A 20,390-nucleotide genomic window follows, 5' to 3' on the forward strand; every position below is an offset into this window, starting at 1 on the left:
GAGCCTAGCACTTAGCCCTGCAACGCACTCAGAGTCAGGTCCAGACACTTGCGTGCCTTGGTCACCAACTCGTCGATTTCAGCCGGTGTAATCACCAGTGGCGGAGCAATGATCATGGTGTCGCCCACGGCACGCATGATCAGGCCGTTGTCGAAGCAGAACTGGCGGCAGATCATGCCGACACCCTTGCCTTCGTAACGTTTACGCGTGGCTTTGTCCTGAACCAGTTCAATGGCCCCCAACAGACCGACCCCGCGCACTTCCCCCACCAGCGGGTGATCGTTCAGTTCCCGAAGACGCTTCTGCAAATAAGGTGCCGTTTCAGCATGCACGCGCTCGATAATTTTTTCTTCGCGCAGGATGCGGATGTTTTCCAGCGCCACCGCAGCCGCCACCGGGTGACCGGAGTAGGTGAAACCGTGGTTGAAGTCGCCGCCTTCGTTCAGTACGGCAACCACTTCGTCACGCACGATCAGGCCACCCATAGGGATGTAGCCGGAGGTCAGGCCCTTGGCGATGGTCATCATGTCGGGCTTGAGGTCGTAGTAATCGGTACCGAACCACTCACCGGTGCGGCCGAAACCACAGATCACTTCGTCCGCCACGAACAGAATGTCGTACTTGGCGAGGATTTCCTTGATGCGCGGCCAGTAGGTCTCAGGCGGAATGATCACGCCGCCGGCACCCTGGATCGGCTCGGCAATAAAGGCGCCGACGTTGTCCACGCCGATTTCCAGAATCTTCTCTTCCAGCTGATTCGCCGCCCAGACGCCGAACTCTTCAGGCGTCATGTCGCCGCCTTCGGTGAACCAGTACGGCTGCGCGATGTGGACGATGCCCGGGATCGGCAAGTCGCCTTGTTCGTGCATGTACGTCATGCCACCGAGGCTCGCGCCGGCCACGGTGGAACCGTGATAACCGTTTTTGCGGCTGATGATGACTTTCTTCTTCGGCTGGCCCTTGATCGCCCAGTAGTGGCGAACCATACGCAGCATGGTGTCGTTGCCTTCGGAGCCGGAACCGGTGAAGAACACGTGGTTCATGCCTTGCGGCGCGATGTCGGCGATAGCCTTGGCCAGTTCCAGTACCGGCGGGTGAGCGGTCTGGAAGAACAGGTTGTAGTAAGGCAGTTCGCGCATTTGCTTGCTGGCCGCGTCGGCCAGTTCATCACGCCCGTAACCGATCGCGACGCACCACAGGCCGGCCATGCCGTCGAGGATCTTGTTGCCTTCGCTGTCCCACAGATAAACGCCCTTGGCGTTTGTGATGATGCGCGGGCCTTTCTCTTTCAGCTGCTTGAAGTCGCTGAACGGGGCCAGGTGGTGATCGTTGCTCAGGGTTTGCCATTCACGGGTTTGCGGATTATTGCTGGTCATACCAATCTCCAAAAAAAATCAGGTGAAAGCGCCGCCCGACAACGACGGCGCCCGGCGTATCAGACGGCGAAGAGCAGGAATTCACGCTCCCACGAACTGATGACGCGCTTGAAGTTTTCATGCTCGGCCCGCTTGACCGCGACGTAGCCAGTGATGAAGTTTTTGCCCAGGTATTTCTCGATGGTCGAGCTGTTTTCCATGCGTTCCAGCGCGTCCTCGATGGTCAGTGGCAGGCGCAGGTTGCGGCGTTCATAGCCACGACCTACCACCGGTGCGCTCGGGTTGAGGCCCTCGACCATGCCGATGTAGCCGCAGAGCAGGCTCGCGGCAATCGCCAGGTACGGGTTGGCATCAGCGCCCGGCAGGCGGTTTTCCACCCGACGGTTTTGCGGCCCGGCATCCGGAACCCGCAGGCCCACGGTGCGGTTCTCTTCGCCCCACTCCACGTTCACCGGTGCCGAGGTGTCCGGCAGGAAGCGGCGGAACGAGTTCACGTTCGGTGCGAACAGCGGTAACAACTCAGGGATCAGTTTCTGCAAGCCACCGATGTGGTGCAGGAACAATTGGCTCATGGTCCCGTCTTCATTGGAGAAGATGTTCTTGCCGGTTTCGATGTCGATGATGCTCTGGTGCAAGTGCATCGCGCTGCCCGGCTCGCCGGTCATGGGCTTGGCCATGAACGTCGCCGCCACGTCATGCTTGAGCGCGGCTTCACGCATGGTGCGCTTGAACACCAGGATCTGGTCGGCCAGGGACAGGGCATCGCCGTGACGGAAATTGATTTCCATCTGCGCCGTGCCGTCTTCGTGGATCAGCGTATCGAGGTCCAGCTCCTGCAATTCGCACCAGTCGTAGACGTCTTCGAACAGCGGGTCGAATTCGTTCGCCGCTTCGATCGAGAACGACTGACGACCGATTTCCGGACGCCCGGAACGGCCAATCGGCGGTTGCAGCGGGTAGTCGGGGTCGTCGCTGCGCTTGGTCAGGTAGAACTCCATTTCCGGCGCCACGATGGGCTGCCAGCCGCGGTCGGAATAGAGTTTGAGGACCTTCTTGAGCACGTTGCGTGGCGACAGCTCGATCGGGTTGCCTTGCTTGTCATAGGTGTCGTGGATCACCTGGGCAGTCGGTTCGATGGCCCACGGCACGAGGAATACGGCGTTCTGGTCGGGGCGGCAGATCATGTCGATGTCGGCCGGGTCGAGCAGTTCGTAATAGATGTCGTCTTCGACATAGTCACCAGTCACGGTCTGCAACAGAACGCTTTCGGGCAGGCGCATGCCTTTTTCTGCAATGAACTTGTTGGTCGGCGAAATCTTGCCCCGGGTGATCCCGGTCAAGTCGGCGATCATGCATTCGACTTCTGTGATCTTGTGGTCTTTCAACCAATCGGTGAGCTGGTCGAGGTTGTTACTCATAAATGCCTCTAGGCTTTGAGTTTCCTGACGCTTGCTTGCGTCAGGCAATAGTTGACGCATCGGCGTCGCGTTGAAACGGGTGTCTACGTCAGGCTATCGTGTTTTCCCGGACGGTGCGGCAAACGCCAGGCGTGCAGAATCACGAGCGATGCCTTGAGCGATAGCCACGCCGCTATTGTGAATCGGTTCTATATTGAATGAAGTAACCGTAATGGGGGGGCCATCTCGGCCGTCCAGAATATCGGACGGAGACAGGCAATCCGTCAGGGACGGCAGAATGACCAGCAGTCCCGAAGTCTCGGAGGCCACGGCGGGGACGAAGGTGTCGCCACTGATGTGATAAGCATGCAGACCAATCTGCCTAGAGCAGTTGGTGACGCCGATTAACGGCAGGCGAGACATGAAGCACCCCGGTATTATTGGTGTTATGGGTTTGAATCGAGCTTAGCCTTGTTCATTTTTTTACACAACACCCCCGTAAAAAATACAACACGCCCCGCTCAAGCCCGCGGCAGCCAAAGCGTTCAAAGACATAAAAACGCCCCAAACTGCCCCAAAAAAGCCTTACGAGCGCTTTTTTAGGGCAAAAAAGGCCTCGCTTGACTTCGGCATGCCGTTCGGGTTGACTGGAATCCGAAGAGATCAATGATTGATATTTTTAACAACAAAGGTGTTGCATCATGTCGGTACCCCCGCGTGCCGTTCAGCTTAACGAAGCGAACGCGTTCCTTAAGGAACATCCTGAGGTTCTGTACGTTGACCTTCTGATTGCGGATATGAATGGTGTGGTGCGCGGCAAGCGCATTGAACGCACCAGCCTCCACAAGGTTTACGAGAAAGGCATCAACCTGCCGGCCTCTCTATTTGCTCTGGATATCAATGGTTCGACGGTGGAAAGCACCGGCCTGGGCCTGGACATCGGTGATGCTGACCGAATCTGCTATCCAATCCCTGACACCCTGTGCAACGAGCCTTGGCAGAAGCGCCCTACCGCGCAACTGTTGATGACCATGCACGAACTCGAAGGTGACCCTTTCTTCGCGGATCCCCGTGAAGTCCTGCGTCAAGTTGTGACCAAGTTCGACGAGATGGGCCTGACCATCTGCGCAGCCTTCGAACTGGAGTTCTACCTGATCGACCAGGAAAACGTGAACGGCCGCCCACAACCTCCGCGCTCGCCGATCTCCGGCAAACGCCCGCATTCGACTCAGGTCTACCTGATCGACGACCTCGACGAATACGTCGACTGCCTCCAGGACATTCTGGAAGGTGCGAAAGAGCAAGGCATCCCGGCCGACGCCATCGTCAAGGAAAGTGCCCCGGCGCAGTTCGAAGTGAACCTGCACCACGTGGCCGACCCGATCAAGGCCTGCGACTACGCGGTCCTGCTCAAGCGCCTGATCAAGAACATCGCCTACGACCATGAAATGGACACCACGTTCATGGCCAAGCCTTACCCGGGCCAGGCGGGCAACGGTCTGCACGTACATATCTCGATTCTTGATAAAGAAGGCAAAAACATTTTTGCCAGCGAGGATCCCGAGCAGAACGCCGCACTGCGTCACGCGATCGGCGGTGTGCTCGAGACCCTACCCGCGCAGATGGCTTTCCTCTGCCCGAACGTCAACTCCTACCGTCGTTTCGGCGCACAGTTCTACGTGCCGAACTCGCCGTGCTGGGGTCTGGACAACCGTACTGTAGCGATCCGCGTTCCAACCGGTTCCTCCGATGCCGTGCGCATCGAACACCGTGTGGCCGGCGCCGACGCCAACCCCTACCTGTTGATGGCTTCGGTCCTGGCAGGCGTGCATCACGGCTTGACCAACAAGATCGAGCCGGGCGCGCCCGTGGAAGGCAACTCCTACGAGCAGAACGAGCAAAGCCTGCCGAACAACCTGCGCGATGCGTTGCGTGAGCTGGACGACAGCGAAGTCATGGCCAGGTACATCGATCCTAAATACATCGATATCTTCGTGGCCTGTAAGGAAAGCGAGCTGGAGGAGTTTGAACACTCCATCTCCGACCTTGAGTACAACTGGTACCTGCATACCGTGTAAGCGGTTGCAGTAAAAAAGAACGCCGTCGGCTTTACAGCTTGCGGCGTTTTTTTATGGCCGCCTTCGGCGGATCGCGAGCTTGCTCGCGATGGCGTCCTGGCAGACAACATCAAACCCTGCTCGTACAATGCCCGCTGCCCCCGCAGGAGACTTCAATGACCCGACTCGCCACCCCACGCAAACCCCGCGCCCGCAGTCAGGCGCGGATCGATTCGATACTCGATGCCGCCCGCACGCTGCTGGCTGCCGAGGGCGTGGCCAGTCTGTCGATCTACAGCGTCGCCGAGCGCGCGGAGATCCCGCCCTCCTCCGTCTACCACTTCTTCGCCAGCGTCCCTGCACTGCTTGAAGCGCTGACGGCCGACGTCCACGCCGCGTTCCGCGCCTGCCTGCAAGCGCCCATCGATCATGGGGCCCTCAGCGGCTGGCGTGACCTGTCACGCCTGGTGGAGCAGCGCATGCTGGCGATCTACAGCGAAGACGCCGCCGCCCGCCAATTGATCCTCGCCCAGCATGGCCTGACCGAAGTCACCCAGGCCGACCGCCAGCACGACATCGAACTGGGCGACCTGATGCACAAACTTTTCGATCACCATTTCGAATTGCCGAAGCTGCCGACGGACGTGGATGTGTTTGCACTGGCCATGGAGTTGGGTGACCGCGTTTATGCGCGTTCGGTACAGCAGCATGGGCAGATCACGCCGCGCATGGCTGAGGAAGGGATGCGGGTGTTTGATGCATATCTTGGGTTGTACTTGCCGCCGTACTTACACAAGCGCGTTATACCTGCCTGATTTTCGCGGGTTTTATGGCCCCATCGCTAGCAGGCTCACTCCTAGTTGATCTTCAGCGCACACAGCATTTGTGTACGACAGAAATCCCTGTAGGAGTGAGCCTGCTCGCGATGGCCGCGGCGCCGATCTCACTGACTGAATTACAACTTGGCAATCGACACTTCAGTGGATTTCACGAACGCGATCACTTCGCTGCCGACCACCAGTTCGAGCTCTTTCACCGAGCGCGTGGTGATCACCGAAGTGACGATGCCGGACGCGGTTTGCACGTCGATTTCCGACAGCACGTCACCCAGTACAATTTCCTTGATCGAGCCTTTGAACTGGTTACGAACGTTGATGGCTTTGATAGTCATGATGTTGATTCCTGTCGTTGCCTGGATTAATGAGCCCAACGCAATTGCGTAGGCAAGGGTGAAACGGGTTCCGGTTCCGGCGGTTCGCCGGGCAGTGCGAGGACGCGATTGAGGACTTCAGTTTCCAGCGCCGCCAGCCGATGCGAGCCGCGCACCCGAGGACGCGGCAGTTCCACCGTCAGGTCGAGGCCGACTTCGCCCTCTTCGATCAGGATCACCCGGTCGGCAATCGCCACCGCTTCACTGACGTCGTGGGTGACCAGCAACACGGTGAAACCATGCTTGCGCCAGAGCCGTTCGATCAGTTGCTGCATTTCAATTCGGGTCAGGGCATCCAGCGCGCCCAGCGGTTCGTCGAGCAACAACAAGCGCGGTTGATGGATCAACGCACGCGCCAGCGCCACACGTTGTTTCTGGCCACCGGACAAGGCCGCCGGCCATTCATTGGCGCGATCCGCCAGGCCGACCGACTCCAGCGCTTCAAGCGCTTGCCCACGCCAGTCGCCTTTGAGGCCGAGGCCGACGTTGTCGATGACCTTTTTCCACGGCAACAAACGCGCTTCCTGGAACATCAATCGGGTGTCTTCCCGCGCATCACTCAACGGCGCAGCGCCGGCGAGCAAGTCACCGCCCGTAGGCTTGTCGAGGCCCGCCAGCAAACGCAGCAAGGTACTTTTGCCGCAACCGCTGCGCCCGACCACCGCAACGAATTGACCCGCCGGAATGTGCAAATCGATCTCGCGCAATACCTGCCGCGAGCCAAAGGTTTTTTGCAGCTTGCGCACCACCAGCGCAATCCCGCGCAGCCGGCGTGGAGGTTGTTGAGCGGTCATGCCGCACCTCCTTTGACAACTTGATAAGCCGGGTGCCAACGCAGCCACACGCGTTCAAGCCCACGGGCCGCGAGGTCGGCGAGTTTGCCGAGCACCGCGTACAAAAGAATCGCCAGCACCACCACGTCGGTCTGCAAAAACTCCCGGGCATTCATCGCCAGATAACCGATGCCGGAACTGGCCGAAATGGTTTCCGCGACGATCAGCGTCAGCCACATAAAGCCCAACGCAAAACGCACACCGACCAGAATCGAAGGCAGCGCCCCCGGCAGAATCACCTGACGAAACAGGCTGAAACCGGACAAGCCATAACTGCGCGCCATCTCCACCAGTGCCGGGTTGACGTTACGGATGCCGTGATAGGTGTTGAGGTAGATCGGGAACAACGTGCCCAGCGCCACCAGGAAAATTTTCGCCGACTCATCGATGCCGAACCACAAAATCACCAGTGGAATCAGCGCCAGATGCGGCACGTTGCGGATCATCTGCACCGAACTGTCGAGCAGGCGTTCGCCCCATTTCGACAGGCCGGTGATGAAGCCCAGCACCAGGCCGATGCTGCCGCCGATGGTGAAGCCCAGCGCAGCACGCCAGCCGCTGATTGCCAAGTGCGTCCAGATTTCACCACTGCGCACAAGGCTCGCGCCGGCTTCAATCACTGCGATCGGTGCTGGCAGGATCCGCGTCGACAACCAGCCCGCCGACACCGACAACTGCCACACCGCCAGCAGCAGCACCGGCAACGCCCACGGCGCGAGGGTGTGGATGATTTTTTTCATGGCGCGCCTCAGCTCTGGGACGCGGCTTTGGGAAGGATGTCGTTGGCGACCATCTCGCCGAACGGACTGACGTAGTTGGCGCCCTTCGGTAACTCCGGACGTTGAATATCCAGATGCGGGAAGAGCAATTCGGCCACGCGATAAGACTCTTCAAGGTGTGGATAACCGGAGAAGATAAAGGTGTCGATGCCCAGGTCCGCGTACTCCTTCACGCGGGCGGCCACGGTCGGGCCGTCGCCGACCAAAGCCGTACCGGCACCGCCACGCACCAGACCGACACCGGCCCACAGGTTGGGGCTGACTTCGAGGTTGTCGCGGCTGCCGCCATGCAGTGCGGCCATGCGTTGCTGGCCGACGGAATCGAAACGCGCCAGCGAAGCCTGGGCGCGGGCGATGGTTTCCTCGTCCAGATGCGAGATCAATCTATCCGCGGCTTGCCAGGCTTCGGCGTTGGTCTCGCGAACGATCACATGCAGACGAATGCCGAAGCGCACCGTGCGACCGAGCTTCGCCGCTTTGACGCGCACTTGCTCGATTTTTTCGGCCACGGCGGCCGGCGGTTCGCCCCAGGTCAGGACCATTTCCACTTGCTCTGCCGCGAGGTCTTGCGCCGCTTCCGACGAGCCACCGAAGTACAGCGGCGGACGCGGTTGCTGGATCGGCGGATAGAGCAATTTCGCCCCTTTCACGCTGATGTGCAGACCGTCGTAATCAACGGTTTCGCCTTCGAGCACGCGACGCCAGATGCGGGTGAATTCAACCGAGGCCTGATAGCGCTCTTCGTGGCTGAGGAACAAACCGTCGCCGGCCAATTCGTCCGGATCACCGCCCGTGACCAGATTGAACAACGCACGACCGCCGGACAGACGATCGAGGGTCGCCGCCTGGCGCGCAGCCACCGTCGGGGAAATGATCCCGGGGCGCAGGGCGACAAGGAACTTCAAACGCTGGGTCACCGGGATCAGCGACGCGGCCACCAGCCACGAGTCTTCGCAGGAGCGCCCGGTAGGAATCAGCACCCCGCCGAAGCCCAGTCGATCCGCCGCTTGCGCGACTTGTTGCAGATAACCATGGTCGACGGCGCGAGCGCCTTCGGCGGTGCCAAGGTAATGGCCGTCGCCGTGGGTAGGCAGGAACCAGAAAATATTGAGGCTCATGGAGTGGTCTCCTTCAAAGAATCGAATTACTGCGCTTTCGCAACGGCTGCCGGTGGCGTCCAGATCACGTCTTTGATGCTCAACGGCTTCGGAATCAGCTTGAGCTGGTAGAAGCTGTCGGCGATTTTCTGTTGCGCGGCGACCACTTCAGGCGTGAGGAACAGCGCGCCATAGCCCTGGCGTTTCACCGAGGTCAGGGTGATGTCTGCCGGCAGACCGAGCAGTGGTGACACCTGTTGGGTCACATCTTCAGGATTGGCCTTGGACCATTCACCGACCGCGCGCACTTCTTCGACGAGGGTCTTGATCACCTCAGGGTTTTTCTGTGCGTAAGGTTTGGTCGCGAGGTAGAACTGATGGTTGTCAACGATGCCCTGGCCATCGCGCAGGGTGTGCGCTTGCAGTTGTTTCTCGGCGGCGACCTGGTACGGGTCCCAGATGACCCAGGCGTCGACGCTGCCACGTTCAAAGGCTGCGCGGGCATCGGCTGGCGGCAGGAACACGGTCTGGATGTCGGTATATTTGAGCCCGGCGTCTTCCAGCGCACGCACCAGCAGGTAGTGAACGTTGGAGCCTTTGTTGAGCACGACTTTCTTGCCCTTGAGGTCCTTCACCGATTTGATCGGCGAGTCCTTCGGCACCAGGATCGCTTCGCTGTGGGGCGCTGGCGGTTCGTAGGCGACGTAGAGCAGATCGGCGCCGGCGGCTTGAGCGAATACGGGGGGAGTTTCACCCGTAACGCCGAAGTCGATAGAGCCAACGTTCAGACCTTCGAGCAGCTGCGGGCCGCCGGGGAATTCAGTCCATTGCACGTCCACGCCTTGGGCGGCGAGGCGTTTTTCCAGGGTGCCCTTGGCTTTGAGCAGCACCAGCGTGCCGTACTTTTGGTAACCGATTCGCAACACGCCTTCCTGGGTAGAAAGCGCTTGAGCTTGAGTAATGGCGCCGAAGGACACAGCCGCAACAAACAGAGCGACCAGACCACGACGCAAAATGACAGTGCGCATAGCGCTCTCCTTTTTGCAGTTGGGTGTTGGCTGCACCTGCTTGACCGTTGGCGGCTGAGTAAGGTGAGTGGATCAATTTCGGGTGAGGCTTAAATGCTCCAGCGAGCACTCAACAAACGTTCATTCAACAGGTTCGGATCGAGCGGTTTCGGCCGTCGTGCCATGGCGCTGAAAAACAGGTCCAGCGACTCGTTCAATCGTTGCTCCAGCTCCGGCGCCAATTGCGCCTGGGCGCTGCCTTCCCCGTAAGCGATCTGGCTGTCTACCGCAAAAATTCCGTGAAGCATTTCCTGGGCTTTCAGTGCCGACAGCACGGGCTTGAGTGCGTAATCCACCGCCAGCATGTGGGCGATGCTGCCGCCGGTGGCCATCGGCAATACGACCTTGTGGGCCAGGGCGCGCTCGGGCAGCAGATCCAGTAAGGTTTTCAGCGCGCCGGAGAACGACGCTTTGTAAACCGGCGTGGCGATCAGCAGGCCGTCGGCGTTTTCAATCTGTTGCAGCAGGTCGATAACCTTGGGGCTGTCGAAGCGTGCATGCAGCAAGTCTTCCGCCGGGAAGTCCCGAATCTGGTAACTCACCACTTCCACCCCTTGCCCCTGCAACCAGCGTTGGGAGCGTTCCAGCAGCACCCCGGATCGGGAGCGCTGGCTGGGACTGCCACCGAGTGAGACGACCAGCATTCAGAGAATTCCTTGAACGGTGTTGGCGATTCGCGGTTTGCGATCTCGCTGGGATGGGAGTGACCTTAACAGCTGATTGTTATATCCATAAATCATATTTATTCATTTGGTTATGCTTTATGGAGATATATAAATCAGTGCTTTCCTGGCATAAAAAAAGGCCGTCGAAACGGCCTGAAATCCCCTGCTATTGGATCTGGGTTCTGCAGTGCCTGTCAGGTGCGATGGCGATTCAAGCCGCGCAGAAAATGTTTAGCGATTCGGCTGCGGCGTCAGGCGCAGATACGGTTTCACCGCCCGATAACCCTTGGGAAAACGTTGCTTGATTTCATCTTCGTCCTTGAGCGACGGCACGATCACCACTTCATCACCGTCCTGCCAGTTGGCCGGGGTCGCCACCTTGTAGTTATCGGTGAGTTGCAGCGAATCAATGACCCACAGGATTTCGTGGAAGTTGCGGCCGGTACTCGCCGGGTAGGTGATGGTCAGCCGAATCTTTTTGTTCGGGTCGATCACGAACAGCGAGCGCACGGTCAGGGTGTCGTTGGCGTTGGGATGAATCAGGTCGTACAGGTCCGATACCTTGCGGTCGGCATCGGCGAGGATCGGGAAGTTGACGAGGGTGTTCTGGGTTTCGTTGATGTCCTCGATCCACCGGTGATGCGAGTCCACCGGGTCAACCGACAGGGCGATGGCCTTGACCCCGCGCTGGGCAAATTCGTCCTTGAGCCGGGCGGTGAACCCCAGTTCGGTGGTGCATACCGGGGTGAAGTCCGCCGGATGGGAAAACAGCACGCCCCAGCTATCGCCCAGCCATTCGTGGAAACGGAGGGTGCCGGCGCTGGAGTCCTGTTCAAAGTCGGGGGCGATATCGCCAAGTCTGAGGCTCATGATGCTGCTCCTGGTGAGTGCGTGATGAGCTCGACTTTGCCTGCGCCCGAGAATAATCAAAAAGAATAAATATCTATTTATTTAGATCATAAAGAAATATTAAAGATCTGTTCACTGGACGCGAACAGACAACGCGCCCAACATCGCCCACAAGGTTCGAGAAGGCCTTGAGTGCTGCAAAAGAGGGGAATTTCGAGGCGGGTTTACGGGGGTGACCCCGCCTTGAAACGCAAAAGCCCCGCCAGGCGAGATGCCGGGCGGGGCTTTTTTTGTCTCGGTTACTAGAGCGCTATTACAACAGCGGGATCGAGTAGCTGAGGATCAGGCGGTTTTCGTCCTGGGAGCGAGTGCCCGGCAGGTCGGTGCGCCACATAGCGTTTTTCCAGGCCACGCCAAGGTTCTTCAGCGGGCCGTCCTGAAGGACGTAGGCAACGCTCAAGTCGCGTTCCCACTCGGAAGCGCCATTGGCCAACTCGCCACCTTTTGCGTTAACGGTGTCGATGTTGTCACCGCGCAGGTAAACCATACCGGCGGTCAGGCCAGGTACACCAACCTTGGCGAAGTCGAACGAGTAGCGTGCTTGCCAGGTTTTTTCGCCGGCACGGCCGAACTTCTGGATTTGCGAATCGGTGATGGTGTAGTTCGACGAACCGTCACCCTGGTTCAGCCAAGGGAAGTCGCTGCTGCCGTTGCTGACCTGGTAACCGCCACCGAAGGTATGACCGGCAACCGAATACAGGAACAGGCCGCTGTACAGGTTGTTGTCGACCTTGCCTTTACCGTTTGGCGCGTTGTAGTTGCCAGTGGTGTAGTACAGCGGGTCGTGACCGTTGGCACCATCGTCAGAGCTGTTGAAGTAACGGAAATCCGACTTCAACACGCCGGGGCCGATTGCCCAGTTGTGAACCAGACCCAGGAAGTGTTGCTTGTAGAACTCTTCCAGGTTGCCGTAGTAGTACTGGGCCGTCAGGTCCTTGGTGATTTTGTAGTCACCACCGGCGTAGATGAACTTGTTGCTGTCGCGGAACTTGGTCCCACGGGAGTTCGCACCCGAAATGGACATCTGCTCGTTGTTGCTGGAGTTACGGCCTTTAACGGCTTCGATCTGACCACCGACCAGGGACAGGTCCTTGATCTCGGCGGAAGTGATCTGGCCACCCTGCCAGGTTTGCGGCAACAGACGACCATCGTTGGTCACGATCACCGGGTTTTTCGGCTGCAGAGTGCCCAGTTTCAGCTCAGTCTGGGAAACCTTGGCCTTGGCTGTCAGGCCCAGGCTGGAGAAGTCATCAACCGCTTCGCCGTTGGACTTGCTCGGGAACACAGTGCCACCGTAAGAGGTAGCAGTAGCGCCGTTAGTGCCGCCGCCCGAATCCAGCTTCACGCCCAACAGGCCGATCGCATCGATACCGAAGCCGACAGTGCCTTGGGTGTAACCGGAGATGAAACGCAGATCGAAGCCTTGGCCCCACTCTTCGTTTTTGTTCGGACCGGTACCGTCACGGTTATCGGTGTTGATGTAGAAGTTACGCAGCCCCAGGGTGGCCTTGCTGTCTTCGATAAAACCAGCGGCGCCTGCTTGCTGCGCCAAAACCCCAACGGCCACAGCGATGGCCAAGGTGGACTTGTTCATTGTTTCGCTCCTCATTACTAATGCTTACTGGTCCTGGTCCTGAGTCGAATGCCCTGGATCCTAAGACGCGCAATTTTTGCCGAGCCCTTCCAGGCCGGTCGTTTTGGCCGTGCAGGATACACAGCTTCATAAAGCTAAAAAGAATTTCATGTTTCTTTTTAATGCCGTTTAGGTATATGCCTGCGCAGCACAGATCCGAGGTATCGGCATGAAAGCCAATTCCTTGACCTGTTCTACTTACGAGGTTTTTCAACTAAAGCCGGCTCCACGATAAGGACCGGTCGGAGCCCACTTTAGACGCTCATGAAAAAAACCAAAAAGAATAAAAAATACGCATAACTGCATTTATTGGAATATTGACAGGCAAAAAAAAGCCTCGCCAGTTGGCGAGGCTTTTTCTGAAAACGTATTACATGAAGCTGTAGGTGTAGTTGAAGATCAGACGGGTCTGGTCCTGGCTGGCGATACCGGTATCACTGCCACGGTAAGTGCCATGACGCAGTGTTGTGCCGAAGCCTTTGAGTACGCCTTGTTGGATGGTGTAGTCCACACGCAGGTCGCGTTCCCACTCGGACTGATCAGGGCCGGTACCGTTTTTGGCCTTGATGTTATCGCCATACAGGTAGGCGGCCGAGGCTTTCAGACCTGGCACACCCAACGCAGCGAAGTCGTAGGAGTACTGACCGAACGTGGTGTTTTCACCGGCCCGGACAAAGCCGTTGATCATGGCATCGGTGAACAGGTAGAAGCTCGCGCCACCCGCTTCTTCGCTGCGACGGTTGTCATTCACGACGCTACCCTGGTTCAGGTAGACGAAACCGCCGTCATCATTGACGCGTTGATGACCCAGCAGGAACGCGTTGCCACCCAGGGTGTAGGTGAACATGGCGCTCCAGGTCTTGTTGTCGACCTCGCCCGGAGTCCTGGCGTAACCGCCGTTGTTGTTGAACTGATAGCCCGCATCGCCGTTCTTGCCATCGGAACCGCTATCGAAGTAGCGCAGGTCCGTCTTGAAGGACTGATTGGTACCAATCGGCCAGACATGTACCAGACCCAGGAAGTCCTGTTTGTAGTAGTCCTTCAGATTCGCATGGTAGTACTGCAGAGTCAGGTCTTTGGTGACCTTCCAGTCGGCACCGGCGTAACGGAACTGGTTGCTCTCCTCGGTACCACCCGCCACGGCCAGACCGGTGCTGTTGGAAGAGGCGCGCCCCGCCGCGTGCTCCAACTGACCAACGTTGAAGGTCACGTTGTCGATTTCCTTCGAGGAGATCGTGCCACCCTCAAAGGTCTGTGGCAGCAGACGGCTGTCGTTCGCGACCAGAATCGGCATGTTCGGTTGCAACGCGCCGCCCAAGTGGGCCTCGGTCTTGGAGACGCGTGCCTTTACGTTAGCTGCCGCACGGCTCCACTCACTCGCCGCCGAACCATCGGAGTCGCTTGGGAAGAATGAGCTCGGGTACGGGTGATGCCCCTTGCCGCCGTCCAGATGGATACCGACCAGTGCTTGAGCGTCGATACCGAAGCCGACAGTACCTTGGGTGAAACCGGACAGATAATCAAATTTGAGGCCTTCAGCGGTCTCTTTCTGATCGGCACCGCCATCACGGTTATCGTTGTTGAAATACATGGTGCGGGAACTGACGGAAGCCTTGCTGTCTTCCAGGAAACCGGCGGCGCCTGCCTGCTGCGCCAAAACCCCTACGGCCACGGCCAAGGCCAAGGTGGACTTGTTCATTGTTTAGCTCCTCTCGTTTCTAATTCTTGTGTTCCTGGCCCCAAGTCGATGCTCGGAATCCTAAGATGCGCGATTAGCGCCAGAGCGTGACCCACAAGTCAATCGTAACTATGTGTGTCTACGACCATGGTCTAATCCCCCGTTTTTTGGTCCATGCAGGTCATGAGTTCGTCATAAACCTGAAAAGAACTAGCTCTTTCTTTTCTCATACCCTTTAGGAATTACGCTCTGGGCCGCTTCCTGTCCCCAGAACAGAGCCCCCAGCTCATAAGCTAATTCCTAATCGGTATTTATTAGCGGTTTTTTAGATCGTTTAGCGTTTGAAGGAATACGGAAACAAAACCTTACCGAAAGGCCAAGTCATGACGACCAAACGCGCACTATCCAGCCCAATTGTTACAGTTTGTGTATCGCTATTGTTTTCTCTCTCCGCTCAGGCGGGCAATTTGACAGTGGGTTATCAAACCGGTATCGACCCCAGCAAAGTCCCCCAGGCAGACGGTCTGTACGAAAAAACCATCGGCGAGAAAATTGACTGGCGTCGCTTCAACAGCGGCCCGGAAGTAGTGACCGCCATCGCGTCGGGTGACGTGCAGATTGGCAACCTCGGCTCCAGTCCTTTGGCCGCGGCGGCTTCGCGCAACTTGCCGATTGTTGCGTTCATCGTGTCGGCCCAGATCAATGCGGCGGAAGCCTTGGTGGTGCGCAACGGCAGCGGCATCGATAAACCGGAAGATTTGATCGGCAAGACGATCGCCACCCCATTTGTTTCAACCTCTCACTACAGCTTGCTTGGCGCCCTGAAGCACTGGGGCCTGGACGCCTCGAAAGTCAAAGTGGTGAATCTGCAACCGGCGGAAATTGCTGCCGCGTGGAAACGTGGCGATATTGATGGCGCGTTTGTCTGGTCGCCGGCGCTGGGGGAAATTCGCAAGACCGGCAAGACCTTGACCGATGCTGCGCAGGTGGGTCAGTGGGGAGCGCCGACCTTCGAGGTCTGGGTTGCGCGTAAGGATTACGCCGAAAAACACCCAGAGGTGGTGGCCAAATTTGCCAAGGTCACGCTCGACTCGTTCGCCGACTACGCCGCGCATAAAAACAGCTGGACCGCCGATTCGGTGCCGGTACAGAAAATCGCCAAACTGACCGGTGCCAATGCCGCCGATGTACCGGAGTTGTTGGCCGGTTCTGCATTCCCGGATGCCAACGCCCAGCAGACCACTGCGCTACTGGAGGGAGGCACGGCGAAGGCGATTGGCGAGACGGCGAAATTCTTGAAGGAACAAGGGAAGGTAGAAACAGTGCTGCCGGATTATTCGGCGTATGTCAGTGCGAAATTTGTGGCTGACTGATGATCGTTCCCACGCTCTGCGTGGGAACGATCAAGCTCGCCTTCACAGGGTTTTTTCGAAGATCTTCGAATTACGCTGATAGTTGTACAGCGAAGCCCGTGCCGACGGCAGGCGTTCAACGCTGCTCGGCACAAACCCGCGCTCGCGGAACCAGTGAGCGGTGCGGGTCGTCAGCACGAACAGGGTTTTCAACCCCTGGGCCCGGGCACGGGTTTCGATGCGCTCCAGCAGCTCATCACCGCGGCCGCCATGGCGGTATTCCGGGTTCACTGCCAGGCACGCCAGCTCCCCGGCGTCCGAGTCGGCAATCTGATACAGCGCCGCACAGGCGATGATCATGCCTTCGCGCTCCACCACGCTGAACTGCTCGATCTCACGTTCCAGCACTTCCCGGGAGCGACGCACCAGAATCCCCTGCTCTTCCAGCGGGCTGATCAGGTCCAGCAAACCACCGACGTCTTCAATCGCGGCTTCACGCACCACTTCGAATTGTTCCTGCGCCACCAGCGTACCGCCACCGTCACGGGTGAACAGTTCGGTCAGCAGAGCACCGTCTTCGGCGTAGCTGACGATATGGCTGCGCGCCACACCGCCCCGGCACGCCTCAGCGGCTGCATCCAACAATTCAGCCTGATAGTTGCTGCCCAGCCGCTGCAAATGCGCCGGCACTTGTTGCGGACGCAATTCGCGCACCAGACGACCGTTTTCATCGATCAAGCCCAGGTCGGCGCCAAACAGCAGCAACTTGTCCGCGCCCAGGTCGATGGCCGCGCGAGTGGCGACGTCTTCGCAGGCAAGGTTGAAAATCTCACCGGTCGGCGAGTAGCCCAACGGCGACAGCAACACGATGGAACGCTCGTCCAGCAAGCGATTGATACCTTTGCGGTCGACCCGACGCACTTCGCCAGTGTGGTGATAATCCACACCTTCGAGTACACCGATCGGCCGCGCCGTGACCAGGTTGCCGCTGGCCACACGCAGGCGCGAGCCCTGCATCGGTGACGAGGCCATGTCCATGGACAGGCGCGCTTCGATGGCGATGCGCAATTGACCGACGGCATCGATCACACACTCCAGCGTCGCGGCATCGGTGATGCGCATGCCGTGGTGGTAATGCGGGGTCAGGCCACGCGCGGCGAGGCGGGTTTCAATTTGCGGACGGGAACCGTGCACCAGCACCAGCCGCACGCCCAGGCTGTGCAACAGCACCAGATCGTGGACGATATTGCCGAAATTCGGATGTTCCACCCCATCGCCGGGGAGCATGACGACAAAGGTGCAATCGCGGTGGGCGTTGATGTAAGGCGAAGCATGACGAAGCCAATTAACGTATTCGGGCATGAACCTGGGCCTGTAATAAATAGCAGCCAAAAAAATGGGCGAAACTGAAAACGCACAGCGGGCTGATGGTTATCGTCGGAACAGGCTTGGCGACACGCGCGCTCTCCTCATGAATACGGGTTGGGACACTGGCAATTTACAACACCTGTAGGAACTGAGCTTGCTCGCGATAACTGCAGTGCAGCACAGGCAGCTTCAATGTTGGCTGTGCTGGCCTCATCGCGAGCAAGCTCGGCTCCTACAAGGGTTACGTGACGGCCGTTGTCAGGCAGTAATGTTGAATCAGTTGACGTAATAGATGCACGGTAGGCTGCAAACGTGACATTTCGAGGTATTCCCCCGGTTGGTGGGCGCAGGCGATATCGCCCGGGCCGAGCACCAGTGTCTCGCAGCCAAGTTGCTGAAGATAAGGCGCTTCGGTGCCGAACGCCACTGCTTCGGCGTCATGGCCGGTAAGCTTTTGCGCCACCCGTACCAATTCCGAGTCTTCGGCCTGTTCGAAGGGCGGCACCTCGGGGAACAGAGGCGCGTAATCGATCTTCACCTGATGGCGCTCGGCAACCGGTTTGAGCCGCTGCAGAATCTCCGCGCGCAAGGCCTTGGGGTCCATGCCCGGCAGTGGCCGCAGGTCGAACTCCAGCGAACACTGGCCGCAGATACGGTTAGGGTTGTCGCCGCCATGGATGCAGCCGAAGTTCATGGTCGGCGTCGGCACGCCAAACTGCGGATTACGGAATTCGCGCTGCCACAACAGGCGCAGACCACGTAACTCACCGATTGCATCGTGCATCGCTTCGAGGGCGCTGTGACCCAGGCGTGGGTCCGAGGAGTGGCCACTCTGACCGAGAATGTCGATGCGCTCCATCATGATGCCTTTGTGCATGCGGATCGGCTTCAGCCCGGTCGGCTCGCCTATGACCGCCGCACGGCCCAATGGACGCCCGGCCTTGGCCAAGGCGCGAGCACCGGACATCGAGCTTTCTTCATCGCAGGTAGCGAGGATCAGCAACGGTTGCTTGAACGGCTGATCGAGCAGCGGGATCACCGCTTCAATGGCCAGGGCGAAAAAGCCCTTCATGTCGCAACTGCCCAGGCCCACCCAGCGACCATCGACTTCGGTGAGTTTCAGCGGATCGGTCTGCCACAACGCGCCGTCAAACGGCACCGTGTCACTGTGACCGGCCAGCACCAGGCCACCGGGGCCGGAGCCAAAACTGGCGAGCAGGTTGAACTTGCCGGGGCTGACTTGCTGAATATCACAGGCAAAACCCAGATCACCCAGCCACGTCGCCAGCAAATCGATTACCGGGCGGTTGGTCTGATCCAGGTTCGGTTGGGTGCAGCTGACCGACGGCGCAGCGATCAGTGCAGCGAACTGATCTTTCATGGACGGCAAAGGCATCGCTGACTCCAACTCCCGAATTGAAGTCCATCATAGAACCATCCGGCGACAGGAATAAACCGTCGCGGCGCGTAGGACTTGCGAGTCCTGTACACTGCACGACCTTGGCAGCCACACATTCCCCCGGCTGCGCTCCCGATCCTGGATTTTCCGGCCATGCAGAAAGAAACCGAAATCAAGCTCCGCGTCAGCCGCGAAACCCTCGCCGCCCTGCGCGAGCACCCGCTCCTGAAAAAACGCAACAAAAGTGGCTGGGAACGCCGTGAGTTGATGAATCAGTACTTCGACACGCCTGAGCGCGACCTGGCCCGCGCCAAGGTTGCCCTGCGCCTGCGCCGCGATGGCGAAGAAGTGATTCAGACGCTCAAGACCCGCGGCCAGAGTGTCGCCGGTTTGTCCGAGCGTAACGAATACGACTGGAACCTGCCCAAAGCCAAGCTCGACGTGAAAAAACTCGACGGCGAATGCTGGCCTGAAGAGCTGGCCGAGCTGGACAAGAAAACCCTCAAGCCGATCTTCACCACCGATTTCGTTCGCGAACGCGCTGAAATCGCCTGGGGCCGTGGCAAGACCAAAGTGGTCATCGAAGCCGCGCTGGACCTGGGCCACGTGATCGTCGGCAAGCAGAAAGAAGAAATCTGCGAGCTGGAACTGGAATTGCGCGAAGGCGAGCCGGCCGCCCTGCTGGAACTGGCCGCTGAACTGGCCGCGACCCTGGCCCTGATGCCGTGTGACATCAGCAAGGCTGAGCGCGGCTATCGCCTGTACGACGCCAACAGCTATTCGTTGAGCCTGCCGGCACCGCAAATCACCGCCGAAACCCCGCTGGACGACGCGTTCGCCGCGCTGAGCTGGCATTTGCTGGGCAGCAGCCAGCGTCTGGCCGAGCAGTATCGCTTCAATGGCCATTGGCGCCTATTGCTGGACTGGGTCGAAAATCTCGCAGAATTGCGTGCTCTGCTTAGCAGCCTGGGCCAGGCCGCGCCACGTCAGTCGACGCACGACCTGCGCCTGGCGCTGGATGCGTTGCTGGAAGACTGGCGCCCGCTGGTACAGGCCGGTATCGAGGACGAAGACGTGCGCAAAGCCGCGCCGGAACAATTCCTCGAAGAACTGGAGGACCCGCGCTGGGGCCTGTTCTCGCTGAACACCTCACGCTGGTTGCTGGCCCGAACCTGGGCGGCCGATCGCAACGTCCGTGGCAATCGTCAGGGCGCTGCGCAACTGGGTAGCTGGTTGCCGCGTTTGCTGGGTGAAGAAGCAACGTCCCTGCAATTGCAGCGTTATCAGCAACAGCCGGAAGACCTCGCCGAGCAACTGCCGCGCATCGAGCGCATTCAGGCGTGGCTGCACCATGCCCGTGGCGTGCTGGACATCCCGGAAATGGATCGCCTGTACGGTGAGCTGAAACAGCTGGCGCAACTGGCCAACGAGCCGATCACCGATGAATCGCTGGATGCGCGTAAGCAGCAGGCGATTGCGGTGTATCAGAATCGTGCCTGGAAAATGCTCCTGCGCATGTAATACCGCGATGATGATCATTCCCACGCGGGAGCGTGGGAATGATCAGCGT

General features: G+C 58.9%; 17 protein-coding genes and 1 pseudogene. 4 read left to right on the plus strand and 14 right to left on the minus strand.

Annotation, left to right across the window (positions count from 1 at the left end; all coding sequences use genetic code 11):
• Positions 1–11: 11 nt before the first annotated feature.
• The 3 genes and pseudogenes from J2X66_RS06015 to J2X66_RS06025 all read right to left on the minus strand — a co-directional run.
• Positions 12–1,376: an aspartate aminotransferase family protein gene (locus J2X66_RS06015; RefSeq protein ID WP_310262145.1), complete on the minus strand. Its 1,365-nt coding sequence runs from the start codon at positions 1,374–1,376 to the stop codon at positions 12–14.
• A gap of 59 nt (positions 1,377–1,435) precedes the next feature.
• Positions 1,436–2,794 carry a glutamine synthetase family protein gene (locus J2X66_RS06020; RefSeq protein ID WP_310262148.1) on the minus strand — a complete coding sequence of 453 codons (1,359 nt, stop codon included), beginning with the start codon at positions 2,792–2,794 and terminating at the stop codon, positions 1,436–1,438.
• 111 nt (positions 2,795–2,905) lie between these two features.
• Positions 2,906–3,196 (minus strand): annotated as a pseudogene (locus J2X66_RS06025) (gamma-glutamyl-gamma-aminobutyrate hydrolase family protein); the annotation flags it as partial.
• A gap of 278 nt (positions 3,197–3,474) precedes the next feature.
• On the opposite strand from J2X66_RS06025, the gene J2X66_RS06030 reads away from it, so the two are divergent.
• Together J2X66_RS06030 and J2X66_RS06035 are read left to right on the plus strand one after the other, a co-directional pair.
• On the plus strand, positions 3,475–4,851 hold the full coding sequence (locus J2X66_RS06030; RefSeq protein WP_310262151.1) for a glutamine synthetase family protein: 1,377 nt from the start codon (positions 3,475–3,477) through the stop codon (positions 4,849–4,851).
• Positions 4,852–5,006: 155 nt separating this feature from the next.
• Positions 5,007–5,645, plus strand: coding sequence for a TetR/AcrR family transcriptional regulator (locus J2X66_RS06035; RefSeq protein ID WP_059181995.1), 639 nt, complete (start codon positions 5,007–5,009; stop codon positions 5,643–5,645).
• Between the two features lie 140 nt (positions 5,646–5,785).
• On the opposite strand, the gene J2X66_RS06040 is transcribed toward J2X66_RS06035, so the two are convergent.
• The 9 genes from J2X66_RS06040 to J2X66_RS06080 form a co-directional block, all read right to left on the minus strand.
• Complete coding sequence (locus J2X66_RS06040; RefSeq protein WP_003229256.1) at positions 5,786–6,001, minus strand: molybdopterin-binding protein; 216 nt, start codon at positions 5,999–6,001, stop codon at positions 5,786–5,788.
• 26 nt (positions 6,002–6,027) lie between these two features.
• Complete coding sequence (gene ssuB / locus J2X66_RS06045; protein WP_310262155.1) at positions 6,028–6,834, minus strand: aliphatic sulfonates ABC transporter ATP-binding protein; 807 nt, start codon at positions 6,832–6,834, stop codon at positions 6,028–6,030.
• Complete coding sequence (gene ssuC / locus J2X66_RS06050; protein WP_310262158.1) at positions 6,831–7,613, minus strand: aliphatic sulfonate ABC transporter permease SsuC; 783 nt, start codon at positions 7,611–7,613, stop codon at positions 6,831–6,833. The genes ssuB and ssuC overlap by 4 nt, the downstream gene beginning before the upstream one ends.
• Before the next feature lie 8 nt (positions 7,614–7,621).
• Positions 7,622–8,770 carry an FMNH2-dependent alkanesulfonate monooxygenase gene (gene ssuD, locus J2X66_RS06055; protein ID WP_310262161.1) on the minus strand — a complete coding sequence of 383 codons (1,149 nt, stop codon included), beginning with the start codon at positions 8,768–8,770 and terminating at the stop codon, positions 7,622–7,624.
• 26 nt (positions 8,771–8,796) lie between these two features.
• The gene (locus J2X66_RS06060; protein ID WP_310262162.1) at positions 8,797–9,777 is read right to left on the minus strand and encodes a sulfonate ABC transporter substrate-binding protein; all 981 of its coding nucleotides are present in this window, start codon (positions 9,775–9,777) and stop codon (positions 8,797–8,799) included.
• Between the two features lie 89 nt (positions 9,778–9,866).
• Complete coding sequence (gene ssuE / locus J2X66_RS06065) at positions 9,867–10,460, minus strand: NADPH-dependent FMN reductase (protein ID WP_310262165.1); 594 nt, start codon at positions 10,458–10,460, stop codon at positions 9,867–9,869.
• Positions 10,461–10,712: 252 nt separating this feature from the next.
• Positions 10,713–11,351, minus strand: a complete 639-nt coding sequence (locus J2X66_RS06070) for a peroxiredoxin (protein WP_310262166.1) — start codon at positions 11,349–11,351, stop codon at positions 10,713–10,715.
• 292 nt (positions 11,352–11,643) lie between these two features.
• Positions 11,644–12,984, minus strand: coding sequence for an OprD family porin (locus J2X66_RS06075; RefSeq protein ID WP_027926477.1), 1,341 nt, complete (start codon positions 12,982–12,984; stop codon positions 11,644–11,646).
• A 409-nt stretch (positions 12,985–13,393) separates the two neighbouring features.
• Positions 13,394–14,722 carry an OprD family porin gene (locus J2X66_RS06080; RefSeq protein WP_310262172.1) on the minus strand — a complete coding sequence of 443 codons (1,329 nt, stop codon included), beginning with the start codon at positions 14,720–14,722 and terminating at the stop codon, positions 13,394–13,396.
• A gap of 362 nt (positions 14,723–15,084) precedes the next feature.
• Between J2X66_RS06080 and tauA the strand changes: the two genes are divergently transcribed.
• Positions 15,085–16,074, plus strand: a complete 990-nt coding sequence (gene tauA / locus J2X66_RS06085) for a taurine ABC transporter substrate-binding protein (RefSeq protein ID WP_310262175.1) — start codon at positions 15,085–15,087, stop codon at positions 16,072–16,074.
• Positions 16,075–16,116: 42 nt separating this feature from the next.
• Here tauA and argA read toward each other — a convergent pair whose 3' ends face one another.
• The gene (gene argA / locus J2X66_RS06090) at positions 16,117–17,415 is read right to left on the minus strand and encodes an amino-acid N-acetyltransferase (RefSeq protein ID WP_008026003.1); all 1,299 of its coding nucleotides are present in this window, start codon (positions 17,413–17,415) and stop codon (positions 16,117–16,119) included.
• 247 nt (positions 17,416–17,662) lie between these two features.
• A complete protein-coding gene (gene argE, locus J2X66_RS06095; protein WP_310262181.1) occupies positions 17,663–18,817 on the minus strand; it encodes an acetylornithine deacetylase in 1,155 nt (384 codons plus the stop codon).
• A gap of 156 nt (positions 18,818–18,973) precedes the next feature.
• Between argE and J2X66_RS06100 the strand changes: the two genes are divergently transcribed.
• Positions 18,974–20,341 carry a CYTH domain-containing protein gene (locus tag J2X66_RS06100; protein WP_310262184.1) on the plus strand — a complete coding sequence of 456 codons (1,368 nt, stop codon included), beginning with the start codon at positions 18,974–18,976 and terminating at the stop codon, positions 20,339–20,341.
• Positions 20,342–20,390: the final 49 nt, after the last annotated feature.

Source organism: Pseudomonas sp. 3296 (assembly GCF_031456615.1).
GTDB classification, from domain to species: Bacteria; Pseudomonadota; Gammaproteobacteria; order Pseudomonadales; family Pseudomonadaceae; genus Aquipseudomonas; species Aquipseudomonas mucoides.

Excerpts from the sequence above, each read along its gene's own strand:
- J2X66_RS06015 (WP_310262145.1), bottom strand. The coding sequence starts at position 1,376 with ATGACCAGCAATAATCCGCAAACCCGTGAATGGCAAACCCTGAGCAAC.
- J2X66_RS06020 (WP_310262148.1), bottom strand. The coding sequence starts at position 2,794 with ATGAGTAACAACCTCGACCAGCTCACCGATTGGTTGAAAGACCACAAG.
- J2X66_RS06030 (WP_310262151.1), top strand. The coding sequence starts at position 3,475 with ATGTCGGTACCCCCGCGTGCCGTTCAGCTTAACGAAGCGAACGCGTTC.
- J2X66_RS06035 (WP_059181995.1), top strand. The coding sequence starts at position 5,007 with ATGACCCGACTCGCCACCCCACGCAAACCCCGCGCCCGCAGTCAGGCG.
- J2X66_RS06040 (WP_003229256.1), bottom strand. The coding sequence starts at position 6,001 with ATGACTATCAAAGCCATCAACGTTCGTAACCAGTTCAAAGGCTCGATC.
- ssuB (WP_310262155.1), bottom strand. The coding sequence starts at position 6,834 with ATGACCGCTCAACAACCTCCACGCCGGCTGCGCGGGATTGCGCTGGTG.
- ssuC (WP_310262158.1), bottom strand. The coding sequence starts at position 7,613 with ATGAAAAAAATCATCCACACCCTCGCGCCGTGGGCGTTGCCGGTGCTG.
- ssuD (WP_310262161.1), bottom strand. The coding sequence starts at position 8,770 with ATGAGCCTCAATATTTTCTGGTTCCTGCCTACCCACGGCGACGGCCAT.
- J2X66_RS06060 (WP_310262162.1), bottom strand. The coding sequence starts at position 9,777 with ATGCGCACTGTCATTTTGCGTCGTGGTCTGGTCGCTCTGTTTGTTGCG.
- ssuE (WP_310262165.1), bottom strand. The coding sequence starts at position 10,460 with ATGCTGGTCGTCTCACTCGGTGGCAGTCCCAGCCAGCGCTCCCGATCC.
- J2X66_RS06070 (WP_310262166.1), bottom strand. The coding sequence starts at position 11,351 with ATGAGCCTCAGACTTGGCGATATCGCCCCCGACTTTGAACAGGACTCC.
- J2X66_RS06075 (WP_027926477.1), bottom strand. The coding sequence starts at position 12,984 with ATGAACAAGTCCACCTTGGCCATCGCTGTGGCCGTTGGGGTTTTGGCG.
- J2X66_RS06080 (WP_310262172.1), bottom strand. The coding sequence starts at position 14,722 with ATGAACAAGTCCACCTTGGCCTTGGCCGTGGCCGTAGGGGTTTTGGCG.
- tauA (WP_310262175.1), top strand. The coding sequence starts at position 15,085 with ATGACGACCAAACGCGCACTATCCAGCCCAATTGTTACAGTTTGTGTA.
- argA (WP_008026003.1), bottom strand. The coding sequence starts at position 17,415 with ATGCCCGAATACGTTAATTGGCTTCGTCATGCTTCGCCTTACATCAAC.
- argE (WP_310262181.1), bottom strand. The coding sequence starts at position 18,817 with ATGCCTTTGCCGTCCATGAAAGATCAGTTCGCTGCACTGATCGCTGCG.
- J2X66_RS06100 (WP_310262184.1), top strand. The coding sequence starts at position 18,974 with ATGCAGAAAGAAACCGAAATCAAGCTCCGCGTCAGCCGCGAAACCCTC.